The organism is Colwellia meonggei (assembly GCF_057537295.1).
Map to the genome: position 1 here is coordinate 282,352 of NZ_BAAJLZ010000002.1, position 22,133 is coordinate 304,484.

Consider the following 22,133-nt stretch of genomic DNA (forward strand, 5'->3'; position numbering starts at 1 on the left):
CCTTAAGAATCAAAAAGAAACAAGCTTCCCAATCAAGATTGAAAAACCTAGAAACATATTCAATTATGTAAATTATGTCTAATTGTTTCATCACTTGATAATTGTCGAAAAAACATCCATAAAATCAATCATTCGCTGTGATATAATTGTCTTTTGTTTTTTAATCTCTAAATTTTATGGTAGTTGACCCAGTATTAGATTTAAGTTTATGGATAACGTTGTGTAGCGTTGGCTTTATTGCCGGGCTTATTGACGCCATTGCTGGTGGTGGCGGTATGCTGACAGTACCGACATTGCTTACTTCAGGGTTACCTCCTCATGTTGCGCTAGGTACAAATAAGTTAGCTGCTTCATTTGGCTCCTGTACCGCCTCATTTGCGTTTTATCGTAAAAAACTTTTTAACCCTAAGTACTGGCTTTGGGCAATAGTGGCTACGGCAATAGGTGCAATTACAGGCACCGTAGTTGTTAACTCCTTGTCGGTGGAATTTTTGGATAAATATATTCCAGTATTAATCATTATCACTGCTGTATATACCCTGGTGACAAAATCAAACTCTCATGATGAACACTGCTTACCAGAAAAAACAATTAACATTAAGCTCAAACAAACAATTCAAGGTCTTGTATTAGGTTTTTACGATGGTATTGCAGGCCCTGGTACAGGCGCGTTTTGGGTTAGCTCATCCAATGTACTTTACAAAATTGATATATTATTAAGTTGTGGTTTAGCGCGATTTACTAATTTTGTCAGCAATTTTTGTAGTTTACTGACCTTTATCTATCTTGGTCACGTAAACTTTTTGCTTGGTATCTCAATGGGAATATTCATTATGATAGGAGCTTGGGTTGGTGCCCATTGGGCTATAAAATTTGGTAGCAAATTTATTCGACCCGTATTTATAACCGTTGTTATAGCTATGTCGGCCAATCTTGGCTACCAAGCTTGGCTGACATAAGTAATCTATCATGAAAATAGCCATCCAAAAAATTCAAAATGTTTTAACCCAATTAGCTGAGCAAGCTGCTAATATTGACGAAATGAATAAGCATGAGAAGTCTCATAAGATTATTCAAGAAAATGACATATTTGCAGAAGCGTTATTTTCAACACACAGCGATCTTTTTCTTCCTTATGTAAAGGAAATTCAAAACAAGACTAGTGAGCTTTCTCGACTGCTACAAGATAAAAAGAACACCTTAGCGCATAGCCGACTACAGATAATTGAACAGCAAATATTTGCCTTACGTACCGCATTAGATTCCAATAAAACCATACACAAAGAAGCGGAACATAGATTAGTTGCAATAAAAGCTCGCAGATATAAAAAAGCAGCACAAGCGATCATGCAATCAAGTCACAATTTGCATAAAAAGCTTGAAGAAACCCATGAGTTTGAGCGACGATTATTAAATATGATTAACGAACGAGAACAGCAACGTCAGCATGCAAACCCTAAACAAAGTAGCCGCCTTTCAGAAGAAGTGTTGGCATTACATCAACGTTTAGGCCGCTGTCGGCAAGCTATTTCAAAATTAGAACGAGAAATTGCACAAACCAAAAAATTCTAACGAAACATAAACTAAAATTTTTATTAATTGTTCATTTAACAGATGAAAACTATCACTGATTTCAGTACTCTAGCCATACAGTAATATAATTCTATAACGAAAGAGACATGCCAATGAAAATTTCTGATGATATTCATAATTATTACGAAAACTTAGTATCTCAACACTTTACGGCTTTAAAGTTAGAGGAAAAATACGATAGTGAGTTTATTGCCGATTTAATATGCGTTGTATTAAATCAACTTCCAACACGTTATATCCGTCACGAAGTTGATATGGCTTTTTATTTACCTGCATCTGAACGCTTTGAAATGGAAAATAATGTCAAAGTTGCTGTAGCAAAAGCGCTAGAGTTTATGAAAGAAAATAGTTAAACGCTAAAAATTATAGATAACTAACCTAGCTTATACTAAGTAATGCTTTTCTTTAAGGTAAGCATTACTAATCCTCCGCTTTAAACCGTTCCCCCTGCCCGTCATTCTTTAGTCGAACAACTAGCAAGAACTAGCAAGAACTAGCTACTCAATGAGTAACTGTAGTTTTATAAACTACCTGTTCAACCCAATCGGTATTATTCAATAAGTACTGAGAAGTTTAGTTTTCATAACCAATTAGAATTAAAAGCGATATAGAAGATTACATGCCAGATGCTGAGAATGTCTTAAGTAGCATTATATGTAGCAAATTCGCTAGAGGTATAATTTAAAAGAAGTAGGTTATTGATTAGTAAAATTTGGGTGGCAACCCAATCAGCCACACTCCGGCACATGAGTCGTCTGCTGCGGTTGCTTCCTTCCGGACCTGGCCGAGTTCACAGAGTATCATTGCGAAGGGACCGAAAGGGTCACCATAGATGCGATTAAGGAATTACCTTAAAGCGCGCGAATTATCGCTAATCGAATGCTCAGTTGCAAGCGCTAGTTAGTAAATTTAAACTGCTTGCGGATTTTTTGCACAAACATCAGCAAAAACTTGCTTAAATTCAGTTAATTCTTGTGAAATTTCACCCGAAACATAAACTGCCGGATGAAAACAAATTTCTTTTTTAGCAAAATCAAAACTTGCCGGCACTACGGGTATATTCGCTTGCTTAGCTATGTGTAGAAAACCCGTTTTCCATTCTATCGTTTTGCTACGTGTACCTTCAGGTGCTAAACCTAAAATAAAGCTTTCGTTCTGCTTTATCTTTTTAACTATTTGCCCTACCACACCGTGACTAGAGCGTCTGTCGACAGCTATGCCACCTATTGCAGTTAATATCGACTTTACCGGCCAGCGAAAAATACTAGCCTTCCCTAAGAATGACACCTTAAGTCGCAAAGTAAACATAACGGCAATACCAACGAAAAAATCCCAATTCGAAGTATGAGGTGCAACTGCCAATATAAACTTCGGCTGAGCTGGTAATTCACCCTTAATTGTCCAACCACACAAAGCTAAGATTCGCTTAGCTAACTTATGCAAAAGGCCATAGTTACGTGTTGGAATGCACGGTGCAACATGAGGTATATTCATCAAAGTGCTTCTAACTAACGAACTCTAGCAAGTTTTTCATTAATTTCTAACATCACAGACTTAATCACCAATAAATTCTCTTTCCCTAAACGAAGTAGTAATTTTTCTGCATCATCTAACGATTCTAGAGATTCGTCTTTATATTTATACATTACACTCGGGCGTTCAAGTTCAGGTAATGCTTTTGGTATTTCCATATCGAGTACTTTACTTATGGCTTCTTGAAGAACATCACCAAATTCATCATCTGGGTAGCCTAATTCTTGATAAGCTTGATCAATTAACGGTTTTAACTCAACATACCACTGCACTAACATTTCACTGTCCATCGAACGTAGTAAATCTACATATAGGCTAAATCGGCGGGTATTACTTTCATCCCATTGCCATTTACTCCCTTGTTGCGCTTTTTCTTCTATTGCAGAAAATTTGCTGGTTGGCTCAACAACTGGTGCATGTTCATAAGCTAATGTTCCTTGACTAAAGTTATCGGTAAACACGACAAAGCGGCGGATCATATCTTCTGTCACCATCAGTTTTAACAGTTCTTTACGCCAAGTTAAATTCGCCAACTTGTCACTAAACCAAGAGTCACTTTCATCTAATGTCGGTAATATAATTTCAGGCTCAAGCTCGACTACTTCTTCAACTTCAGGTTCGAGATCGGGCTCAATAATTTCAGGCGTTGCCACTTCTGGCTCAATGGGTGTTTCAGGTAACGGAGCAGGCTCAACTACTGTCGTAATAGGCGCTATAACCTTTTGCTCTTCACCCTCTGAAATTACATAATAATAAATAACAAATGTAATAATCGCGGCAATAATAATCGCAACAATGCCCCAAGGCGTTTGCTTTTGCTCTGTATTTTGTAATGACATAATAACCTTTATATTAAATAATCTCGGATATTCTAAACGTTGACTACAGCGTTAGCACTGGCATTTTATAGCTGTGCATCGGGCTGATTTTCAGGCAATGCTGCAATAAATGCAGGTAGCTTATTACAATTGCTTACTACACGTGTGATCTGTGGAAATTCGCTCATATCAAGATTAAAGCGATTGGCATTATACACTTGTGGCACTAAACAAATATCAGCCATAGTAACTTCATCACCAAAACAATACTCTCCAGCAGATTCTGTCAATTGCTTTTCAATTGCTGCAAAACCAACATTCATCCAATGATGGCTCCATGCCAGCTTGTTTTCCTGAGTAACCTCTAAATTTTTCACTAAATATTGTTGTACGCGTAAATTATTCACTGGGTGGATTTCACAAGCAACATCAAGTGCTAACGCTTTAACCTTAGCCTTTAACACACTATCAACTGGATAAATTGCCACCGCAGGGTGCATTTCCTCTAAATACTCAATAATCGCTAATGACTGGTTTAGCGTAACATTTTCATCAACATAAGTAGGTACTAAATGCGTCGGATTTAACTGAGTATAAGTGTCTTGATGTTGCTGACCGCCGTCTTTCACTAAGTGCACAGCAATAGATTCGAAGTCTAACCCCTTTAAATGCATTGCAATTCTAACGCGATAGGCAGCAGAAGAGCGCCAGTAACCATATAACTTCATGATAAATTCTCAAATAATTCGAATAATTGGAACAATGCCAAAACCCATATTAAATTTTGACTGTTTTTTTATTAATATCGTAATCACGCAACTTGTTTGCTATTGCGGTATGGCTTAAGCCTAATTTCTTTGCCAACTGCCTTGTGCTCGGGTAGGCAGGATAAAGTTTGCGCAGTAAATCGGCTTCAAAATTTTTCACTGCTGCGTCTAGTGTGCCTTCAAAGTCTTGTTCTAAATAACCATGTTCACGAGTATAAGCAGGTAACTGTAAGTGCGATGTCATTATGACATTCCCTTCAATCAAGGAAACAGCACGAATTAGTACATTCTCTAATTGGCGAACATTGCCAGGCCATGGATAATGTTCAATAAATTCAAGACATTCTTTATCAAAAGAAATATGCGTTTTACCTATACGTTGACCAAACTTAGCAACAAAAAGTTCCGCTAGTGGTACAATATCTGCTCGCCTTTCCCTAACAGATGGAATATTTAGTCCTAATACATTCAAACGATAATATAAATCTTCACGAAACTCACCGAGAGATACCATATTCAACAAGTCTCGATTTGTCGAACTAATGATACGTACATTAACTTTTATTTCTTTTTCATCGTCGATACGTCTAAAGGTACCGTCTTGTATCACTCGCAATACTTTGGTTTGCAATTTAGCCGACATTTCGCCAACTTCATCAAAAAATATTGTGCCACCATCCGCCGATTCAAAAATACCACGTTTAGCGTTTGCATCTCCGGTCGCACCAACGCCAAATAACTCAGTTTCTGCAGCATCATCTGGTAAGGCAGCACAGCTTAAGGTCATAAATGGTTTATCAGCTCTGTCGCTAGCACTGTGGCATGCTCTTGCCAGCAATTCTTTACCGGTACCAGTTTCGCCAACAATTAACATTGAAGAATCAAGTAAAGCCATACGTTTTGCTTCACGTAATAGCTTTCGCATTGCACTACTATTTGCTTGAATACCGGCAAAGTTATTATCATTAGCCTTCTTAAAAGCGCTAATTTGTTGCCCTAGTCTCGCTTCTGATTTCAAAATCAATACCGCACCTGCCAGAACTTGAGCTTCGTCACCCTCTGCAACATGAATTGGAATAATATCTGCAACAAAGTCATCATCTTGAAACTTGATTCGTCGGGTTTGTGCTAAAACTTCTTCGCCATCTAACCAACGGGTAAAGTTAAAACCTTTTAACCATGTGCTAACGTGCTCACCAACGATGTTTTCTATTGTTTCACACATAATTTGTGAGGCAACATTATTAACCATACGTACTTGGCCTTTAGTGTCGACTGAAATAAATGGGTCAGGGAAGGTTTTAACTAAGGTTTCGAATTCGTTTCTTTCCCGCTCAGAGGGCATATATGGAGTGGTTTTTACATCAACAACACCATCAATTAATCTTAATTGCGGCATAAAGTCTTGCAGCTCTGAAAACTCAAGATCAGGAATATTAATAAAAATTTTACCCGGCTGTTTTAATTCAATACCGCGTAAATCAATGCCACGCTCAACAAATATTGCCAAAACATTTTGTGCAATACCTACTCGGTCTTGGCAACCTATTTCTAAACGCATTTCATAACCTCAAGCATACAACTTTATTCAATGCCTCTATTGTAAACTAATTTTTACAACAAAAAAAAGCCCCCTGTAACAGGAGGCTAGTATTTATTGTTGTAAGAAAACGTTACAGGAGTTGGTCTGTTTTTGCTGCACAAATAAAGTCATTTTTATGCAGGCCTTTAATAGCATGCGTCCACCAAGTAACTTTTACTTTGCCCCACTCCAATAAAATTGCAGGATGATGAAACTCTTCTTCCGCTAATTCTGATACTTTATTAGCAAACGCCCATGCTAATTTATAGTTTTTGAATTTATACTCTCGCTCTAACATCATGACACCGTCATTGACTTCTGGCACCCAGTCAGGAATTTGAGCCAACAAAGTTGCTAACTCATCATCACTTACTTTAGGTGCATCAACCTGACATGCTTCACATTGCTGATTTGATAATTCGGCACTCATAAAATTTCCCTTAACTTGCTTTTGATGTTGATTTTAATTCAAATTTTGGCGGGTGCAGGCCAATTTCTCGTGCTTGCGCCACTAATGCCATAATATCTTCTACTTCTAATTTACGAATATTATCGAGATCACTTACTTTCGATAACATAAAATAAACCGGCTGAAGAATATCGATACGATATTGCGTTCTAAGTACATCGAGTACATCGAGTGTTTTACGCTCAACATTTTTATCATTGAGTGCATATTCGGTTTCGCTTGGTGATGACAATATTCCACCACCATAAACCCGTAACCCTTTTGGTGTATCTAACAATCCAAACTCGACGGTAAACCAGTACAATCTTGCTAGGAATACGCGATCTTCTTTCGAAGCATTTAAGCCCATTTTTCCATATGCTTGCGTGTAATCTGCAAATGATGAGTTAGTTAATAGCGGACAGTGGCCATATATTTCATGAAAAATATCTGGCTCTTGTAAATAGTCGAACTCTTCACGAGAACGAATAAAGGTCGCAACTGGAAACTTCTTTTCAGATAACAAACGAAAGAACTCGCCAAAACCTATTAACGCTGGCACAGGTTCACAGCTCCAACCGGTTTCAGCTCTTAAAACTTTACTAACTTCTTCAAGCTGTGGAACTCTGTCTTTTGGTAGATTTAACTTTTCAAGACCAGTAACAAACTCGTCACAGGCGGTATCTTTAACTGTTGATAATTGACGGGCTAATAATTCTTGCCAAATTTTATTTTCTTCATCAGACCAAGCAATAATGCCTCGGTCATCTGCAACTTTAGAAACGTACTTAGTCGCCTTTGCCATGCTCTTAACCTTACTTTATTAATATCAATTTATTTGTTGAGTTAGTTTGATATTGTTGAGTTAATTTTGTTGCCTCAATACTAAGGCAACAGGGGTAGAAAAAGCACGGCTTTCAAATCGGCTATTTTTCAAACAGACTTTGAGAGTGTAAAATTTGTGTTACATGAAAGTGTACAGCTTTATACTTTTAAAATATATTTCAATAACCTAGCGTTTAGCTACAATGAGATTTTTCACTTGATTAACAATTTTTTGTCGAACTTGACCAAGTTTAGGGGCTTCTTCCTCAAATGGGATTGGGCGACACATATGCATAGCTTTAAGCCCTAAACGCGCCGTTAACATGCCCGCACCTAGTCCTTGAGCCATTCTTGCGGATAACTTTCCTAATAATTCAGCACCGAGTAGATCAGCGCCTAGATCAGCAACAAGCTCGCTTGCGCCAGCATAAGCCATATTAAAAATAACTTGTTTAATTAACTTTACGCGACTCCAATAGCCCAACTTTAAGCCATACAATGCCGAAATTTTGTTCACCAAACGTAGATTTCGCCATAGCATAATTAACATATCAATAATTGCTATTGGGCTAAGGGCAACCAGTACTACTGATTCAGTTGAAAACTTTGCAATTTCAGCTAAGGCTTTTTGGTCAACTTGTGACAGTACGTTACGCGAATAAAGCTTCATTATTTCAGCGTCATTAAACGTTTCAAGTTCTAAATCATGCCATTTACTATGATCATATTCTGCCAAGTCACTAGGTAGCCTAGCTGAAATTTTTTCACAAAAAGCGAGCGCAGAAACATTTCCTTCCCCTGCCGTGATATTTAGAGCTTGTTGCTGAACAACTTGCTGACGCTTAAATTGTCGAAGTCCAGAAAGTTCACGCCATAAGCTTCTACCTGCGACAATAGACAAGCCAGCAAGTAAAACACCATATAAGCCAGAAATAATAGGTGATTGTGTAAAGCCATTAATAAAAAATTGCACTACTTCAATAACAACTAAAATTGAAAATAAGGCGCCTATACCACGCCAAAGCCAACGCGGCTTGCTTGGTTCAAGTATTTCATTCTCGTTAGCACTTTCAGGTTGTTCATCAAGCAACCAGTCACGATCATCAACAATGATTTGAGGGGTGTTAGTTTTAATTGAATTATCAGTCAAGTCGACTTCATCAAACAATATTTGTTGTTGATATTTATCGTCTAACTCACTCATTTTAATTTATCTCCAAGTAGAAACTGTAACACTTGATCCATACGCAAGTGACTTAAACATTCATCATGAGCAGCAGATTGTGCAGGTGCAAAGGTAATATAATTGAAAGCTTGCTGTTGCCAATACTCACTATTAGGAATAGCAGCTGGAACTGTGCCAGGAAATAGCGTTATTATTTTATCGGTAGCTAATTGCCTACCTTGTATTACCGGAATATTTTTCCCTTGATATTGGCTTTTACCCACTTTGGTTGCTTTTACCGAGGCTAACGCTAAGGTTTTCATTTTAATACTGTCGAAATTTAAGGCTTGTTTGGTTTGATAAACCAGTTTATTTAGTAATGACACTAAATTGTTGTGCTGTTCAGGAGTAACATGATCGGCTTTGGTTGCTGCAAATAGCAATCTATCAATTTTTGGCGAAAATAATCGTGAAAGCAAACTCGACTGTCCGTAATGGAAGCTTTTCATGATCATGGCAATGGCATTTTGTAGATCAGCAAAACTTTCTGGGCCATTGTTTAGCGGTGTTAAGCAATCAGCTAATACAATTTGTCGATCGAAATTTATAAAATGCTCTTTATAAAAACGACGAATAACTCGCTCTTTATATTCAATATAACGCGCACGCAACATTCCTATATAGCAATTATCTTTAGCATTTTGATAATCATTGCCATCGATATTATCGAAATCTAGGAAAGGGAAAAACTGTAGAATAGGTGCATCTTCTAGCTCTCCCGGTAAAATAAATCGGCCGGGCTGAATAACCGACAAACCTAATTGATGACGAAAGTGCAGTAGTAACTTCGTATAGTCTTGCGATAAGTCTGCCAATACATTTTCATCAACAGCGGCAAATGGGTCAAGTGACTGTACTTTTTCTAAAAATTCTTTTGCATGCTCAACACGAGGTGATTGCTTTAACAACTCTGCCATTTGCTGCGACCATTCTTCAAATGTTTGCGACAACATAGGTAAGTCGAGTAACCATTCCCCCGGATAATCGGTAATATCAAGATATAAAGTTGCTGCTTGCGTGGCATATTTTAACAAAGACTCTTTTGGCTGATAACGTATCGCTAATCGTAATTCACTAATACCACTCGTTGGCTCCGGCCATTTTGCTGGTGATTGACACAGTGCGTCCATTGCGCCGTCATATTCAAAACGAGAAATATGCAAATGTTTTTGTGGTACCCGTTTAGCAGCAATATAACGTCCCTGGTGCACAACATTGAAAAAACTAAGCTGTGAGTTATTGCCTTCATTAAGTAACTGATTCACCATTGATGTTATGAATGCAGTTTTGCCACTACGACTTAAGCCCGTTACCGCTAAAGTGACATGCTGGTCAATAGAACGGTTAAGAATATCGTTGGCTTTTTGTTTAAACTTATCTAACTGAATTTTTTTGATCAATGCCATGCTTAGCTACTGTTTGGATTAATATTTCTTTCTATTCATAGGATATTGTTTCGCTAATATTTCTCTTAAAAATAGAAATATGGCGCAATTTGATGGTAGCGTTTTTTCTAATTTGATAACAGCACTTTATCTAAGAATTACCGATAAAAGGCATATTGCTTCGATGACATATTATTCCTAAAATTCTAATTTTTTATGGCTCAATTTACTTATGCTCCCTACCAATTATCATCTGCAACATAACGGTATTAGTAACAAGAAAAGTTATTTTAATTAATGCTAAACCGATAAAGTGGCAGAAAAATAATAGAGAGAAAAAAAGCGGCTAAGCCGCTTTTCATTAAAGTTTATTAATTTCTCTTGAAACCGTAAACTCTGGTGATGTTACGTAGCGTTCAATAACTCTTAGCTCACGCTCTAAGGTTTTAAATTTACGTCTAATGTCATGGAACGCTTGCTTAGGCGGCTCACCTGCTTGCCATATTCGTGACTTTACCTTAATAGACTCATTAGCAAATTCCTCATGGCTAGCTTGCGCCTGTGTTGCGTTATCTGCTTGTTGTGCATGATAACCACTAGGGTTTCGTTGACCATGACGTTTGGCATTAGCGGGGCTACCCGCTTTTTTGTCTAATATGAACCAGGCCGCAATATAAATAACAACGAACCAACCCATGCCTAACAACACACCTGAAACAACTAGAATTCGTACTAACCAAGTTTCCCAACCAAAGTAATCTGCAATACCTGCACACACTCCAGCTAATTTTCCTTGGCTCGTATTTCGATATAACTCACCTCGGGGTTTATTGGTCATACTTTATTTCTCCATTCAGGCGTTTCAGCATCTAAAATAGCTTCTAAAGTTTTAATTCTGTCGGCCATTTTGTCTGCTAATTCGGATAACTCAGACAGTTGAATATATTCTTCTTCACTAAAGCCCTGACTAATTTGGCGTTTGCTTCGATAATGTAATATCAACCAAATAGGTGCTACTACTATCATAAATATAATTACTGGAGCGATAATAATCTCTTCCACAATACTTCTCCTTAATTTGCACCCAACTTCAGGTATCTGCTGTTAACGTCTAATTATTTGTCTTTTGGCTCAGATTTCATTTTAGCTTTCAATTGCTCTAATTCATCATCAATTTTTTCATCTGATGCTAAATCGGCAATTTCATCTGCTAACGACTTACTACCCATGTCATACGACTCAACCTGTGCTTCAATATCATCAATCTTACGTTCATAGCGGTCAAAACGGCTTAAGGCATCGTTTACTCGGTCACTATCAATATTCTTTTTAACTTTTAAGCGAGAGTTCGCAGTTTTCTCGCGCATAATAATCGCTTTTTGACGAGCTTTAGCGTCAGCAAGTTTTTCTTGCAGTTGCGTTATTTCATCTTGTAACTTACTTATATGCTCATCAACATGTTGAAGCTCATCGCGCAGTGCCTCAGCATTTTCAACCGACTTTTTCTTCTCCATAAGAGCAGCGCGAGCTAAATCATCACGACCTTTACTTAAAGCTAATTCAGCTTTTTCTTGCCATTGAGTTGCATCAGCTTCAAAGCGGTTTGCTTGACGTGCTAATTCTTTTTTATCAGCTAAAGTTTTCGCCGATGAAGAACGAACTTCAACTAACGTGTCTTCCATTTCTTGTATGATCAAGCGCACCATTTTTGCAGGATCTTCTGCTTTATCTAATAAGTTGTTGATATTAGAATTAATGATATCTGTGAATCTTGAAAAAACACCCATAATTACTTCCTCGTTCAATAGTTTGCTTAAAATGTCTTACGTTTTACTATTCATGTTCTAAGCCAAGTTTTCACAAACACTTAACACCATGAAAAATAACACTTTATTATTAATTAAAAAAAGACTTCTCTAAGCTCGATTAATAAAATACACTATTTGTTAGTGAAATAAACCAATTATTAGGTCAGTAGATGGCACGTTTTAACCAACAAGATAATCTCATTGGTCAATCCAACAGTTTTTTAGAAGTTCTTGAACAAATTTCGCAGATTGCTCCACTTAGCAAGCCTGTACTTATTATCGGTGAGCGCGGTACCGGTAAAGAGTTAGTAGCAGCTCGTTTACATTACTTATCAAAACGTTGGGATCAAAGTTATTTGAAGCTTAATTGTGCGGCTTTAAATGAAAATTTATTAGAAAGTGAATTATTCGGTTATGACAGCGGCGCATTTACTGGTGCAAGTAAGCGCCATGAAGGCCGTTTCGAACGCGCAGATAACGGTACTTTATTTCTTGATGAAATCGCGAATACTTCAGGCCTAATACAAGAGAAACTGTTGAGAGTTGTTGAATACGGTGAATTTGAACGTGTTGGTGGTTCAAGAACGATAAAAACCAATGCAAGACTGATTGCTGCAACTAATGAAGATTTACCATCAATGGCGGAATCCGGCGAATTTAGGGCGGATTTACTCGACCGCCTTGCATTCGATGTAATTACCTTACCGCCACTACGTGAACGTTTAGACGATATTTTAGTATTAGCAGAGCACTTTGCGATTAATATGGCGCGTGAACTTGAGTTTGAATTATTTAGTGGTTTTACTGAAAAGGCAAAGCGGGCGTTATTGGAATACCACTGGCCTGGAAATATTCGCGAGTTAAAAAACGTGGTTGAACGAAGTGTTTATCGTTGCAACAATCCACATTTACCCGTACATGAGCTAGTGGTGGACCCTTTTGAGTCACCTTATCGCCCATCAAAACGCATAAAAACACAAGATAGAATTATTGCAGCCCCAGAAAAAGCAGTTATAGATACAGAGCAAGCAAATACTGCTCAGCCAGCTAAAGTAGAACAAGCAATGCAGCCATTAGCTAGCAAGATTGATTTTCCAATTTCATTGAAGCACTTGTCACAGAACTATGAAGTCGATTTGATCAAGTCAGCGCTAGCAAATTGTCAATATAATCAAAAGAAAACCGCAGATGCACTTGAATTAACCTATCATCAATTAAGAGGTTATTTGAAAAAATATAATTTACTTGAATCTAGTGGTGCTGACGAAGAATAAAAATAGTTATGAAAAATTCTAAATTCACCTTCATTCTAACACTCATGACATTAACATCGTTATTAGGTTGCGATTCAAATGAGGCACTTTCTTTAAGTGAGAAAAGTATTATTTATTGTAGCGAAGGTACTCCTGAAAGTTTTAACCCGCAACTGGTTACCTCGGGTACAACAATAGATGCAACGTCAAACCAATTGTACAATCGTTTAATCGAATTTAATCCAACTGATAACTCTATTATTCCTGCGATAGCTAAGTCGTGGCATGTTACCCGTGACGGTAAAATGGTCACTTTTTATTTAAGAAAAGATATTCATTTTCATGAAACGGCCTATTTCATTCCAACGCGAACATTAAATGCCGATGACGTACTGTTTAGCTTTCAGCGTATGCTTGACCCAAATCATGAATATCATTTGATATCGGGTGGCAAGTACCCATTTTTTCAAAATGCACAACTTGCTGATTTAATTGAGAGTATTGAAAAGATAAATGATCATACTGTACGGTTTAGGCTAAGTTACCCTGACAGCTCTTTTCTTGCCAATATAGGTGGCAATTCTGCCGTCATTCTTTCAAAAGAGTATGCTGAACAGTTAATTGAACTTAATGCTATGCAGGAAATAGATACTCTACCTATTGGCACCGGCCCGTTTAAATTCAAGCAATATAGTTCAGGCGCATTTATTCGCTATGAACCTCACTCAACATTTTGGCGTCAACCTTCAGAATTACAACAACTCGTATTTGATATTACACCGCGCGATACAGGTCGGTTAACTAAATTACTCGCCGGAGAGTGTGACGTTATTGCTTACCCTATTGCCCATGAAAAAATAGCACAACACCCTGAATTAACTTTAGAGTCAGTGACTTCTTTTAATGTTGGGTACATAGGTTTTAATACAAGAAAAGTACCATTCAATGACCCATTAGTTAGAAAAGCTTTATCGTACGCTATTAACAAGCAAGCTATTTTAGAGACGGTTTACACTGGGCAAGCAGATATAGCCAATGGTCTTATTCCAAACTCTTCATGGGCATATGATGATAGTATTGAAAGCCAAGAATATTCAATATCAAAAGCACAAAATTTATTAGCACAGGCTGGTTACAGTGATGGCTTCACCATGGATTTATGGGCAATGCCGGTACAGCGCGCATACAACCCAGATGCAATAACAATGGCTAAGCTGATCCAAGCGGACTTAAAAAAAATAGGCGTGAAAGTTGATATAGTGTCCGACTATGAATGGTCAACATTTTTACGAAAAATATCAGAGGGAGAACATCAAAGCGTATTACTTGGTTGGTCAGCCGATCACCCTGACCCAGATAACTTCTTCTCAACTTTGCTAAGTTGTACTTCAGCAGTAACGGGCAGTAATAGAACTTTTTGGTGTGATCAGGAATTTGACCAGCTCATTCAAAGTGCGTTACAAACCGATAATATTAATAAACGTAAGGCACTATACTCTAAAGCGCTAAAACTGATTAATGATGCAGTTCCTTTAGTACCTATAGCACATTCAAAAAGATATCAAGCTAGGGCAAATACGGTAAATGGCACTTTGTTACGCTCAATTGGCGGTATTGATTTTAATGGGGTAACCAAAAATTAATATGCTTATTTTTACCTTACGCCGCTTTAATTTATTCTTTTTCACTATGTTGCTTCTAACAATATTATCTTTTAGTTTGAGCTTTTTATTTCCTGGTGAACAGTTAGTCAATTTAACCGGCCAGATAAATGCTACACCAGAGCAACTGGCAAGCTTAGCTCAGGAGTATCAGCAGCAATCTAACTTATTAAGCCAGTACTTTAGCTATATCAGTCATTTATTTCATGGTGATATGGGCTACTCCATGACGAGTCATTTGCCGGTTGCAACCGAAATTCTTAATCGATTACCAGCAACCATTGAATTGACGTGTGTTGCACTTATTGTGGCAATGTTTATTGGTATTCCTATAGGATTCATCGCCGCCATTTACCACCGTAAAGTCGCTGACAATACAATTCTTGCCATCGCCATGTTGGGCTATTCTATACCTGTATTTTGGCTAGGCATATTGGCGATATTGGTTTTCTCCATTCAACTAGGTTGGTTACCTTCTGCTGGGCAAATCAGTCTACTATTTGAAATTGACCACGTCACCGGATTACAGCTAATCGATATCTTACTAAGCGATAGCCCCTATAAATGGCAAGCGTTTATCGACGCCACTCGACACTTAATATTGCCAGTAATTGTAGTAGCGTTAGCTCCTGCCACTATTTTTATGCGCTTAGCACGTACTGCAATGTTAGAAGTGTTGGAAACGCACTATATTAAGGCGGCAAAAGCGAAAGGGTTAACCTTTTGGCAAATTATTTACCGACATGCCATGCGTAATGCGGTAATAAAAGTTATTCGTGACGTTGGGCTACAGTTTGCCAACTTAGTTACTATAGCTATGGTAACTGAAGTTATCTTTAGCTGGCCAGGCATCGGGCGCTGGCTAATCGAAAGTATTTATCAGCGTGATTACACCGCCATACAGGGTGGGCTAATTGTGCTTTCAACTTTTATTTTCATCGTCCATATTGTCATCGACTTTGTCTACGCTGCACTTAACCCTTTAGCTCGGGAGCCTCATCATGGCGCGTGATAAAATATACCAAGAAGAGGAATTCCCAACGCCATTAATGCAGCTGTGGCATAACTTTAAAGAGCCGCCAGTGGTAATGATTGGTTTTGGCTGCTTTTTATTTTTAATTGCTCTAGCGATATTATCAAGCTTACTCACGCCATATTCGCCAATAGAAAATCATCTAGACCATTTACTATTGCCGCCAGCATGGGATGCAAAAGGTGATGTTAGCTTTTTATTGGGCACAGATAATTTAGGCCGAGATATGCTATCCCGCCTTATTCATGGCACATCGCTGACTTTTGGGCTTAGTATTATTGTTGTTATGGTGTCTTTGATCTTTGGTGTAGTTATTGGTTCTATTTCTGCACTAACTAAAGGCGTCAAATCCAGTGTACTAAACCATTTTCTTGACGTTATATTATCAATTCCTTCACTACTCCTTGCCATTGTTATCGTAGCCATTCTAGGTCCTGGCTTAGAGAACACCTTATGGGCAATTATTATGGTATTGATCCCACAGTTTGTTCATATTACTCGTAATGCGGTAAAAGAAGAGTTTAGTAAAGATTATGTACTAGCCTCTCGACTTGACGGGGCGAGCTCTTTTAGAATTTTGCGTTACTCTGTCTTTCCCAATATTGTAGAAAAGCTCATAAGCCAAGCAACCCTTGCCCAGTCCGCAGCAATACTTGATATCGCCGCTTTAGGATTTCTAGGCCTTGGGGCCCCTATTCCAATGCCTGAATGGGGGGCTATGTTAGCCAATGGTATTGATTTATTTTATATTGCGCCATGGACTGTTTATTTACCGGGTTTAGCCATTTTATTTTCAGTTATTGCAACTAATTTAGTCGGTGAAGGCATGCGCCATGCCCTGAAGGTGCGAAAGGAAAACTAATGAATTTAATTGATATCCGCAACCTTTCAATTGAACTATTAACCACAACCAAACCAATACTGGCGGTTGACCGCGTGAACCTAACGATGAAAGAAGGTGAGGTTCGCGGTTTAGTAGGTGAGTCGGGCTCTGGTAAGTCGCTATTAGCGCAAGCCATTGTGGGTGTATTAGACGATAAATGGAAAGTCGACGCCGATAGGTTTCATTGGCGTGGCCAAGACCTTATGCGCCTATCTATTGAAGAACGTAAAGCAATAATTTCAAAAGATGTTGCTATGATATTTCAAGAGCCTATGGCCTGTTTAGACCCATCAACAACCATTGGCGAACAACTTGAAGAAGCCGTTGACGCCGAACAACTGAGCGGCTTTTTTTGGCAAAAGAAACAACAACGGCGACAGGCAGCAATTCGATTACTACATAAAGTTGGAATAAAAAAACATGAAATTTGCGTGCGTAGCTTTCCGCACCAATTAACCGATGCATTATGTCAACGTGTGATGATTGCAATGGCTTTAGCTCGCCGACCTATTCTACTTATTGCCGACGAACCAACCGCAGCGATGGAGAGTACCAATCAAGGTCAAATATTTAGATTACTGGCCAGCCTAAATCAACTAAAAAATATGTCTATTTTATTAATTAGCCATGATTTAGAAAATGTTACGCATTGGACGAATGCCATAACTGTTATGTATAGCGGTCAATTTGTTGAAGCGGGCACAACCGAACAAATATTTAATCAGCCATACCACCCTTATACTCGTGCATTAGTTGATAGTAGCCCCAAAGCAAATATGCAAATTCCAAGTAAATCTCGATTAATGACCCTACCGGGTAGTATTCCTATTTTACAGCATTTACCTATAGGCTGCCGACTAGGGCCAAGATGCCCACGTGCACAGCAAATGTGTGTGAAGGCTCCTAAAATTAAAAATTTTCATGGTCAACAAGTCAGTTGTCATTTCCCATTAAAGGATAGTTACTCGTGAGTAGTGTTCTATTACAAGTCGTTAATCTGAGTAAAAGCTACAAAGATAAAAACTACTGGCTCAACCGTAAATCAGTCGCTGCCCTCGAACCATTATCATTCGATATTAAGGCACATAAAACCTTAGCGGTCGTGGGTGAAACTGGCTCTGGAAAGTCAACTTTAGCGAAATTGCTCGTGGGTGCCGAATTACCAACCACAGGGCATATCCGCTTAAATGGTCAGACACTTGAAGCTGGTAATTTTAAGCAACGCTGCCAACATGTACGTATGATATTTCAAGATTCAGGTACAACACTCAATCCAAGTTTAACTATAGAACAGTTACTCAATGAACCTCTGCAACTAAACACCAACCTTTCAGATATCGAACGTAATCAATTGATCAGGGAAACCTTACAAAAGGTTGGTTTGTTGGCTGAACACATGAGCTTTTATCCTCATATGTTTTCGGGCGGTCAAAAACAGCGTATTTCTTTAGCACGTGCCATAATTCTAAAACCACAAGTGATTATTTTAGATGAAGCGTTAGCATCGCTAGATCCTTCCTTACGCTCTCAGATGATTAATTTGCTATTAGATTTACAGCAGCAAATGGGTCTTGCTTTTATATTGATTTCTCACAATCTGGGCATTGTCAGGCACTTTAGTGACGACATGATTGTCTTATGTAAAGGAGAAGTTTTAGAAGCAGGGAAAACTCTAGAGATTTTGCAGCGACCTAAACATAAATACACTAAAAAGTTGATTATGAGTCAGCACTTTCAACTATTGCACCGCTAGTATAATTTTGAAGAGTTACAGACAAGAAACAAACAAAGCAACATCCATATCAATTTCCTACTATTCGAGAAAAGCTTTATTTAAAATACACACCGATTAAAAACAAAAAACCAGCAATTAAGCTGGTTTTTTTTACTCACTAAATGCTTTTAGTAAATACTAAAACTTAGTACTGCGTTGCTGGTGCAACAACTTCACGACGTACAATTTCTGCATCTTTCTTCAATGACTCGATATAGCTTAAGTAAGCCGCTTGTGCAGATTGCTGACTAAGTTGTTGTGATAAGTTTGGTGATGTATTAGCTTCACCAACATTAACCGCTTGTACTTCCAATACAGCTAAATCACCGTTACTTAAACTTACCGTTGCCGCAGATACAACTCCTTCGCTTGGACGTGGTAACTTGAAAGCTTCACGAGCTAAACTTGCATCTAAACCACTACCAACACGAGTTACATCCGCTTTTACTTCCATAGTAGCGCCCATTGCGGCTAACTGCTCAGTAATATCATCACCTGATTGAAAGGCTACAAGTAATTCATCTGCAACCGTTTGTGCTTTCTCAGACGCTTTTTGTGCAACTAAAATTTCCTTAATTTGCTCTGAAACTTCTGCTAATGGCTTTACGTTAGCTTCTTGGTATTCATTTAAACGAACAACAATCGCTAAATTATCAGTCACTTCAATAATATCTGAGTTCAGTTGATCATTTAGAACGATATCTGAAAATGCTGCTTCAATAACTTTGTTGCTATTAAAAGGTTCAGCATTGACACCACGAGTTAACCAGTCAGAGGTTTTAACTGTCGCATTAATCGCACCAGCAGCATCTTCCAAACTGTCTGGGAATTCGAAACTTAAACGAGCCACTTCTTGCTGTAGTTCAAAAAATTTATCTTGTGCTTTTTCGCTCTTTGCTTGTGCTACTAGTGCATCACGCACTTCACTTAAGCTTTCTACTTTTTCTGCTTTATAGTCGGTTAGCTTAATAATGTGGAAACCAAACTCAGTTTTAACAACGTCACTAACACTGCCAACATCAGTTAAGGCAAACGCGGCTGTATCAAACGCTTCATCCATTACGCCTGGTTCAATCCAGTCTAAATCACCACCGTTTTCGCCACTAAAAGTATCAGCAGAGTTCTCTTGTGCAAGAGTAGCAAAGTCTTCGCCAGCATTTACTTTTGCTAACAATGCTTCAGCAGTTGCTTTTGCTTGCGCTTCGTCTTCACCAAATTCAACTAAAATATGAGCAACACGGCGTTGTTCATCTTCACGGTAACGGCTAATGTTATCTTGATAATACGCTTCAACATCAGCATCAGTTAAGTCAACAGTCGCCGCAATATCACTAACATCAAGAGTAATGTAGTTAACCTTCACTTTTTCTTGATTTTCAAAGCGAGATTGATTTGCAAGGTAATAGTCATTAACTTCTTCGTCAGTTAAAGCAATGTCAGCTTTAAACTGTTCAGCGTTAATTGTCGCGAATCGGATATCACGTTGTTGATTTTGTAACGCAGTATAAAGCTCTTCTTGGTATGGCAGACTAAATTCACTTGCCACCAACGCTTGTGTTAATTGACGACGAGTCATTTCAACACGTAAGTAATCACGAAAATCTGACGACTGATAAAAGCCCGCTTGGTTAATCATCGCTAAATAGCGGTTGTTATCAAAAACACCGTCTACTTGAAATTCTTGCATGTTACGAATGGTATCTTTAATTCGCTCATCAGCAACACGAATCGCAAGTGACTCTGAGTTTTGATCAACAAGCTTTTGATTGATTAAATTATCTAACACACCTTGACGGAAATTACTCATGTAACTTGGGTCAGCCGATAGCGTTTCAAACATATCACCGAATTGTTGTGCCATGCGGTTACGCTGCGCTTGATAGGCTTTATTAAATTCATCTTGCGAAATTTTTTCACCATTAACATCAGCGACTGATGTATCAACAGAATTGGTGTAACTACCAATACCTGCCACAGCGAAAGTTAAAATAATAAAACCAAGAATAATCTTAGCGGTTAATCCTTGAGAGCTTTCTCGAATATCTTCTAACATCTTTATCTCTTTACACGAGGGAGTTGTACTTTCCGAGCGACTTTATTTGCAGTATTTAAGTACTGCTATTTTATAATGTAATTAACTTTAGCTTTGTTAAGACCCCGAAGATAAGCTTATATCTCGAATTTTAATTGGCTATCGCAGTAAATTACAGCTTTTAAAATCGCAATTTGAACGGGCATGTTAGCCCAATAATAATCAAAATGAAACTCTTTTACGGCAGCGATGATATAACGGTTAAATAAGCAGCAAAGCTTAAGTTGAACTAAACAGACAAGTGAAGGAAAACAATGACGCGAACAACAAGCTTAAGCTAGTATTTTATCGCACTATTTTAACTAAAAAAAAGAGTAAGCCATTAACTACGGCTTACTCTTTTCGTATTATTATTGAACTAAACCTTGTTGTTAATTCAACATCAAGGAATTACTTTTTGTTTAAGATGTCATCCAAATTCGCTTGCTCTTCAGACGATAAGTTATCTTCATTGGCTTTACCTTTACTGCGCTTTCGCAGGACAAAGATTAAACCTAAAACGAAACCTAAAATAATGACGACAGGACCAAACCAAAGAATATAAGTTTGCTTTTTCAGCTGTGGACGATATAAAACAAAGTCGCCGTAACGATAAACCATAAAGTCGATAATTTCTTGATCGCTTTTACCTTCTTGCAACAGGCTGTACAGATTTTTTCTCAAATCAACGGCAATTTTTGAATTGGAATCAGCAAGGTTTTGATTTTGACACTTAGGACAGCGTAACTCTTTAGACAATATTTGAAAGCGTAACTTTGTGGCTTCATCTTTAAATTGAAAAGTTTCAACAGGGCCGGCATTTGCGCTTCCTATCCACAAAACACTCAATAAAACACCACTAACAACGAGCTGAAATAATGTAGACCAACCAATTATTTGTTTATTCACGCTTAATTGCATATTACGAGGCTCCTTGCGCCATTTCTGCTTCAATAGTTTCAATTAACGGCAGGAATTCTTTTTTCCATACCATGTCATTGATTGGTCCGGCAAAGCGTTTGCGTATGATACCTGTGTGATCAATCACAAATGTCTCTGGTGCGCCAAACACACCTATATCTAAACCTAAAGCACCTTGTTCATCAAAAATGGAAAATACATAAGGGTCTTCATATTGTTTTAACCACTTAATTGCCATGCTATGTTCGTCGGTAAAATTAAGCCCGTATAATTTCACTCTAGGGTTGCGAGAAATATTCAGCAAATACGGGTGTTCGTATTTACACTGAATACACCAAGTTGCCCAAACATTAAGTAAAACAATGTCTCCTTTTAAGTCATCACGGCTGACTTGTTTTTCTGTTGCCTTTAACATCGGCATTGAAAACTCAGGCAGTGGTTTACCAATCATCGCAGACGGCATAGCTTGTGGGTTTAAAAATAAACCGCGATATAACAATATACCCAGTAACACAAATAAAATTAATGGAATAAAACGAATAATACTTTTCAC

Annotated in this window: 23 protein-coding genes and 1 other RNA gene; 9 read left to right on the forward strand and 15 right to left on the reverse strand. The window is 38.0% G+C overall.

The annotated features are described in order from the left end of the window. The first annotated feature begins 176 nt into the window (after positions 1-176). From AC27E9_RS07405 to AC27E9_RS07415, 3 genes are all read left to right on the forward strand, one after another. Positions 177-959 (forward strand): sulfite exporter TauE/SafE family protein, encoded by a 783-nt coding sequence (locus AC27E9_RS07405; RefSeq protein WP_487128756.1) that lies wholly within the window; start codon positions 177-179, stop codon positions 957-959. Positions 960-969: 10 nt separating this feature from the next. Continuing rightward, positions 970-1,572 carry a primosomal replication protein PriC gene (gene priC / locus AC27E9_RS07410; protein ID WP_487128758.1) on the forward strand — a complete coding sequence of 201 codons (603 nt, stop codon included), beginning with the start codon at positions 970-972 and terminating at the stop codon, positions 1,570-1,572. A gap of 113 nt (positions 1,573-1,685) precedes the next feature. Continuing rightward, a complete protein-coding gene (locus tag AC27E9_RS07415) occupies positions 1,686-1,946 on the forward strand; it encodes a late competence development ComFB family protein (protein ID WP_487128760.1) in 261 nt (86 codons plus the stop codon). Positions 1,947-2,316: 370 nt separating this feature from the next. On the opposite strand, the gene ffs is transcribed toward AC27E9_RS07415, so the two are convergent. The 12 genes from ffs to pspA all read right to left on the reverse strand — a co-directional run bounded on the left by ffs (position 2,317) and on the right by pspA (position 11,963). Further along, positions 2,317-2,413, reverse strand: an RNA gene (gene ffs, locus AC27E9_RS07420) — signal recognition particle sRNA small type. A gap of 89 nt (positions 2,414-2,502) precedes the next feature. Beyond that, positions 2,503-3,087, reverse strand: a complete 585-nt coding sequence (locus AC27E9_RS07425; protein WP_487128762.1) for a 1-acyl-sn-glycerol-3-phosphate acyltransferase — start codon at positions 3,085-3,087, stop codon at positions 2,503-2,505. A gap of 14 nt (positions 3,088-3,101) precedes the next feature. After that, a complete protein-coding gene (locus AC27E9_RS07430; protein WP_487128763.1) occupies positions 3,102-3,965 on the reverse strand; it encodes a DUF3014 domain-containing protein in 864 nt (287 codons plus the stop codon). Positions 3,966-4,030: 65 nt separating this feature from the next. Next, positions 4,031-4,672 carry a maleylacetoacetate isomerase gene (gene maiA, locus AC27E9_RS07435; RefSeq protein WP_487128765.1) on the reverse strand — a complete coding sequence of 214 codons (642 nt, stop codon included), beginning with the start codon at positions 4,670-4,672 and terminating at the stop codon, positions 4,031-4,033. Between the two features lie 49 nt (positions 4,673-4,721). Beyond that, the gene (gene tyrR, locus AC27E9_RS07440) at positions 4,722-6,272 is read right to left on the reverse strand and encodes a transcriptional regulator TyrR (RefSeq protein ID WP_487128767.1); all 1,551 of its coding nucleotides are present in this window, start codon (positions 6,270-6,272) and stop codon (positions 4,722-4,724) included. 112 nt (positions 6,273-6,384) lie between these two features. Continuing rightward, positions 6,385-6,723, reverse strand: coding sequence for a 4a-hydroxytetrahydrobiopterin dehydratase (locus tag AC27E9_RS07445; RefSeq protein WP_487128769.1), 339 nt, complete (start codon positions 6,721-6,723; stop codon positions 6,385-6,387). A gap of 10 nt (positions 6,724-6,733) precedes the next feature. Next, positions 6,734-7,546: a phenylalanine 4-monooxygenase gene (phhA, locus tag AC27E9_RS07450; RefSeq protein WP_487128771.1), complete on the reverse strand. Its 813-nt coding sequence runs from the start codon at positions 7,544-7,546 to the stop codon at positions 6,734-6,736. A gap of 207 nt (positions 7,547-7,753) precedes the next feature. Next, entirely contained in the window at positions 7,754-8,770 is a 1,017-nt protein-coding gene (locus AC27E9_RS07455; RefSeq protein WP_487128773.1) for a YcjF family protein, read from the reverse strand. Beyond that, the gene (locus tag AC27E9_RS07460) at positions 8,767-10,197 is read right to left on the reverse strand and encodes a YcjX family GTP-binding protein (protein WP_487128775.1); all 1,431 of its coding nucleotides are present in this window, start codon (positions 10,195-10,197) and stop codon (positions 8,767-8,769) included. The genes AC27E9_RS07455 and AC27E9_RS07460 overlap by 4 nt, the downstream gene beginning before the upstream one ends. Positions 10,198-10,537: 340 nt before the next feature. Further along, positions 10,538-11,014 carry an envelope stress response membrane protein PspC gene (gene pspC, locus AC27E9_RS07465; RefSeq protein ID WP_487128777.1) on the reverse strand — a complete coding sequence of 159 codons (477 nt, stop codon included), beginning with the start codon at positions 11,012-11,014 and terminating at the stop codon, positions 10,538-10,540. Then, positions 11,011-11,238 carry an envelope stress response membrane protein PspB gene (gene pspB, locus AC27E9_RS07470; RefSeq protein ID WP_487079532.1) on the reverse strand — a complete coding sequence of 76 codons (228 nt, stop codon included), beginning with the start codon at positions 11,236-11,238 and terminating at the stop codon, positions 11,011-11,013. Before pspB ends, pspC begins: the two co-directional genes overlap by 4 nt. A 53-nt stretch (positions 11,239-11,291) precedes the next feature. Then, entirely contained in the window at positions 11,292-11,963 is a 672-nt protein-coding gene (pspA, locus tag AC27E9_RS07475; protein ID WP_487128779.1) for a phage shock protein PspA, read from the reverse strand. Between the two features lie 191 nt (positions 11,964-12,154). Between pspA and pspF the strand changes: the two genes are divergently transcribed. Genes pspF through AC27E9_RS07505 form a run of 6 tightly spaced genes read left to right on the forward strand, consistent with a single transcriptional unit; the run spans position 12,155 to position 18,567 of the window. Then, a complete protein-coding gene (gene pspF / locus AC27E9_RS07480) occupies positions 12,155-13,258 on the forward strand; it encodes a phage shock protein operon transcriptional activator (RefSeq protein ID WP_487128781.1) in 1,104 nt (367 codons plus the stop codon). Positions 13,259-13,266: 8 nt separating this feature from the next. After that, complete coding sequence (locus tag AC27E9_RS07485; protein ID WP_487128783.1) at positions 13,267-14,880, forward strand: ABC transporter substrate-binding protein; 1,614 nt, start codon at positions 13,267-13,269, stop codon at positions 14,878-14,880. A 1-nt stretch (position 14,881) separates the two neighbouring features. Beyond that, the gene (locus tag AC27E9_RS07490; RefSeq protein ID WP_487128785.1) at positions 14,882-15,910 is read left to right on the forward strand and encodes an ABC transporter permease; all 1,029 of its coding nucleotides are present in this window, start codon (positions 14,882-14,884) and stop codon (positions 15,908-15,910) included. Next, the gene (locus tag AC27E9_RS07495) at positions 15,900-16,793 is read left to right on the forward strand and encodes an ABC transporter permease subunit (RefSeq protein ID WP_487128787.1); all 894 of its coding nucleotides are present in this window, start codon (positions 15,900-15,902) and stop codon (positions 16,791-16,793) included. Before AC27E9_RS07490 ends, AC27E9_RS07495 begins: the two co-directional genes overlap by 11 nt. After that, entirely contained in the window at positions 16,793-17,785 is a 993-nt protein-coding gene (locus AC27E9_RS07500; RefSeq protein WP_487128789.1) for a peptide ABC transporter ATP-binding protein, read from the forward strand. The genes AC27E9_RS07495 and AC27E9_RS07500 overlap by 1 nt, the downstream gene beginning before the upstream one ends. Then, positions 17,782-18,567 (forward strand): ATP-binding cassette domain-containing protein, encoded by a 786-nt coding sequence (locus AC27E9_RS07505; protein ID WP_487128791.1) that lies wholly within the window; start codon positions 17,782-17,784, stop codon positions 18,565-18,567. Before AC27E9_RS07500 ends, AC27E9_RS07505 begins: the two co-directional genes overlap by 4 nt. 166 nt (positions 18,568-18,733) lie before the next feature. Here the strand turns inward: AC27E9_RS07505 and AC27E9_RS07510 are convergent, their stop codons facing one another. The 3 genes from AC27E9_RS07510 to AC27E9_RS07520 form a co-directional block, all read right to left on the reverse strand. Continuing rightward, on the reverse strand, positions 18,734-20,641 hold the full coding sequence (locus AC27E9_RS07510; RefSeq protein ID WP_487128793.1) for a SurA N-terminal domain-containing protein: 1,908 nt from the start codon (positions 20,639-20,641) through the stop codon (positions 18,734-18,736). A 429-nt stretch (positions 20,642-21,070) separates the two neighbouring features. After that, positions 21,071-21,580, reverse strand: coding sequence for a cytochrome c-type biogenesis protein (locus AC27E9_RS07515; protein ID WP_487128795.1), 510 nt, complete (start codon positions 21,578-21,580; stop codon positions 21,071-21,073). A 1-nt stretch (position 21,581) separates the two neighbouring features. Continuing rightward, complete coding sequence (locus AC27E9_RS07520) at positions 21,582-22,133, reverse strand: DsbE family thiol:disulfide interchange protein (RefSeq protein WP_487128797.1); 552 nt, start codon at positions 22,131-22,133, stop codon at positions 21,582-21,584.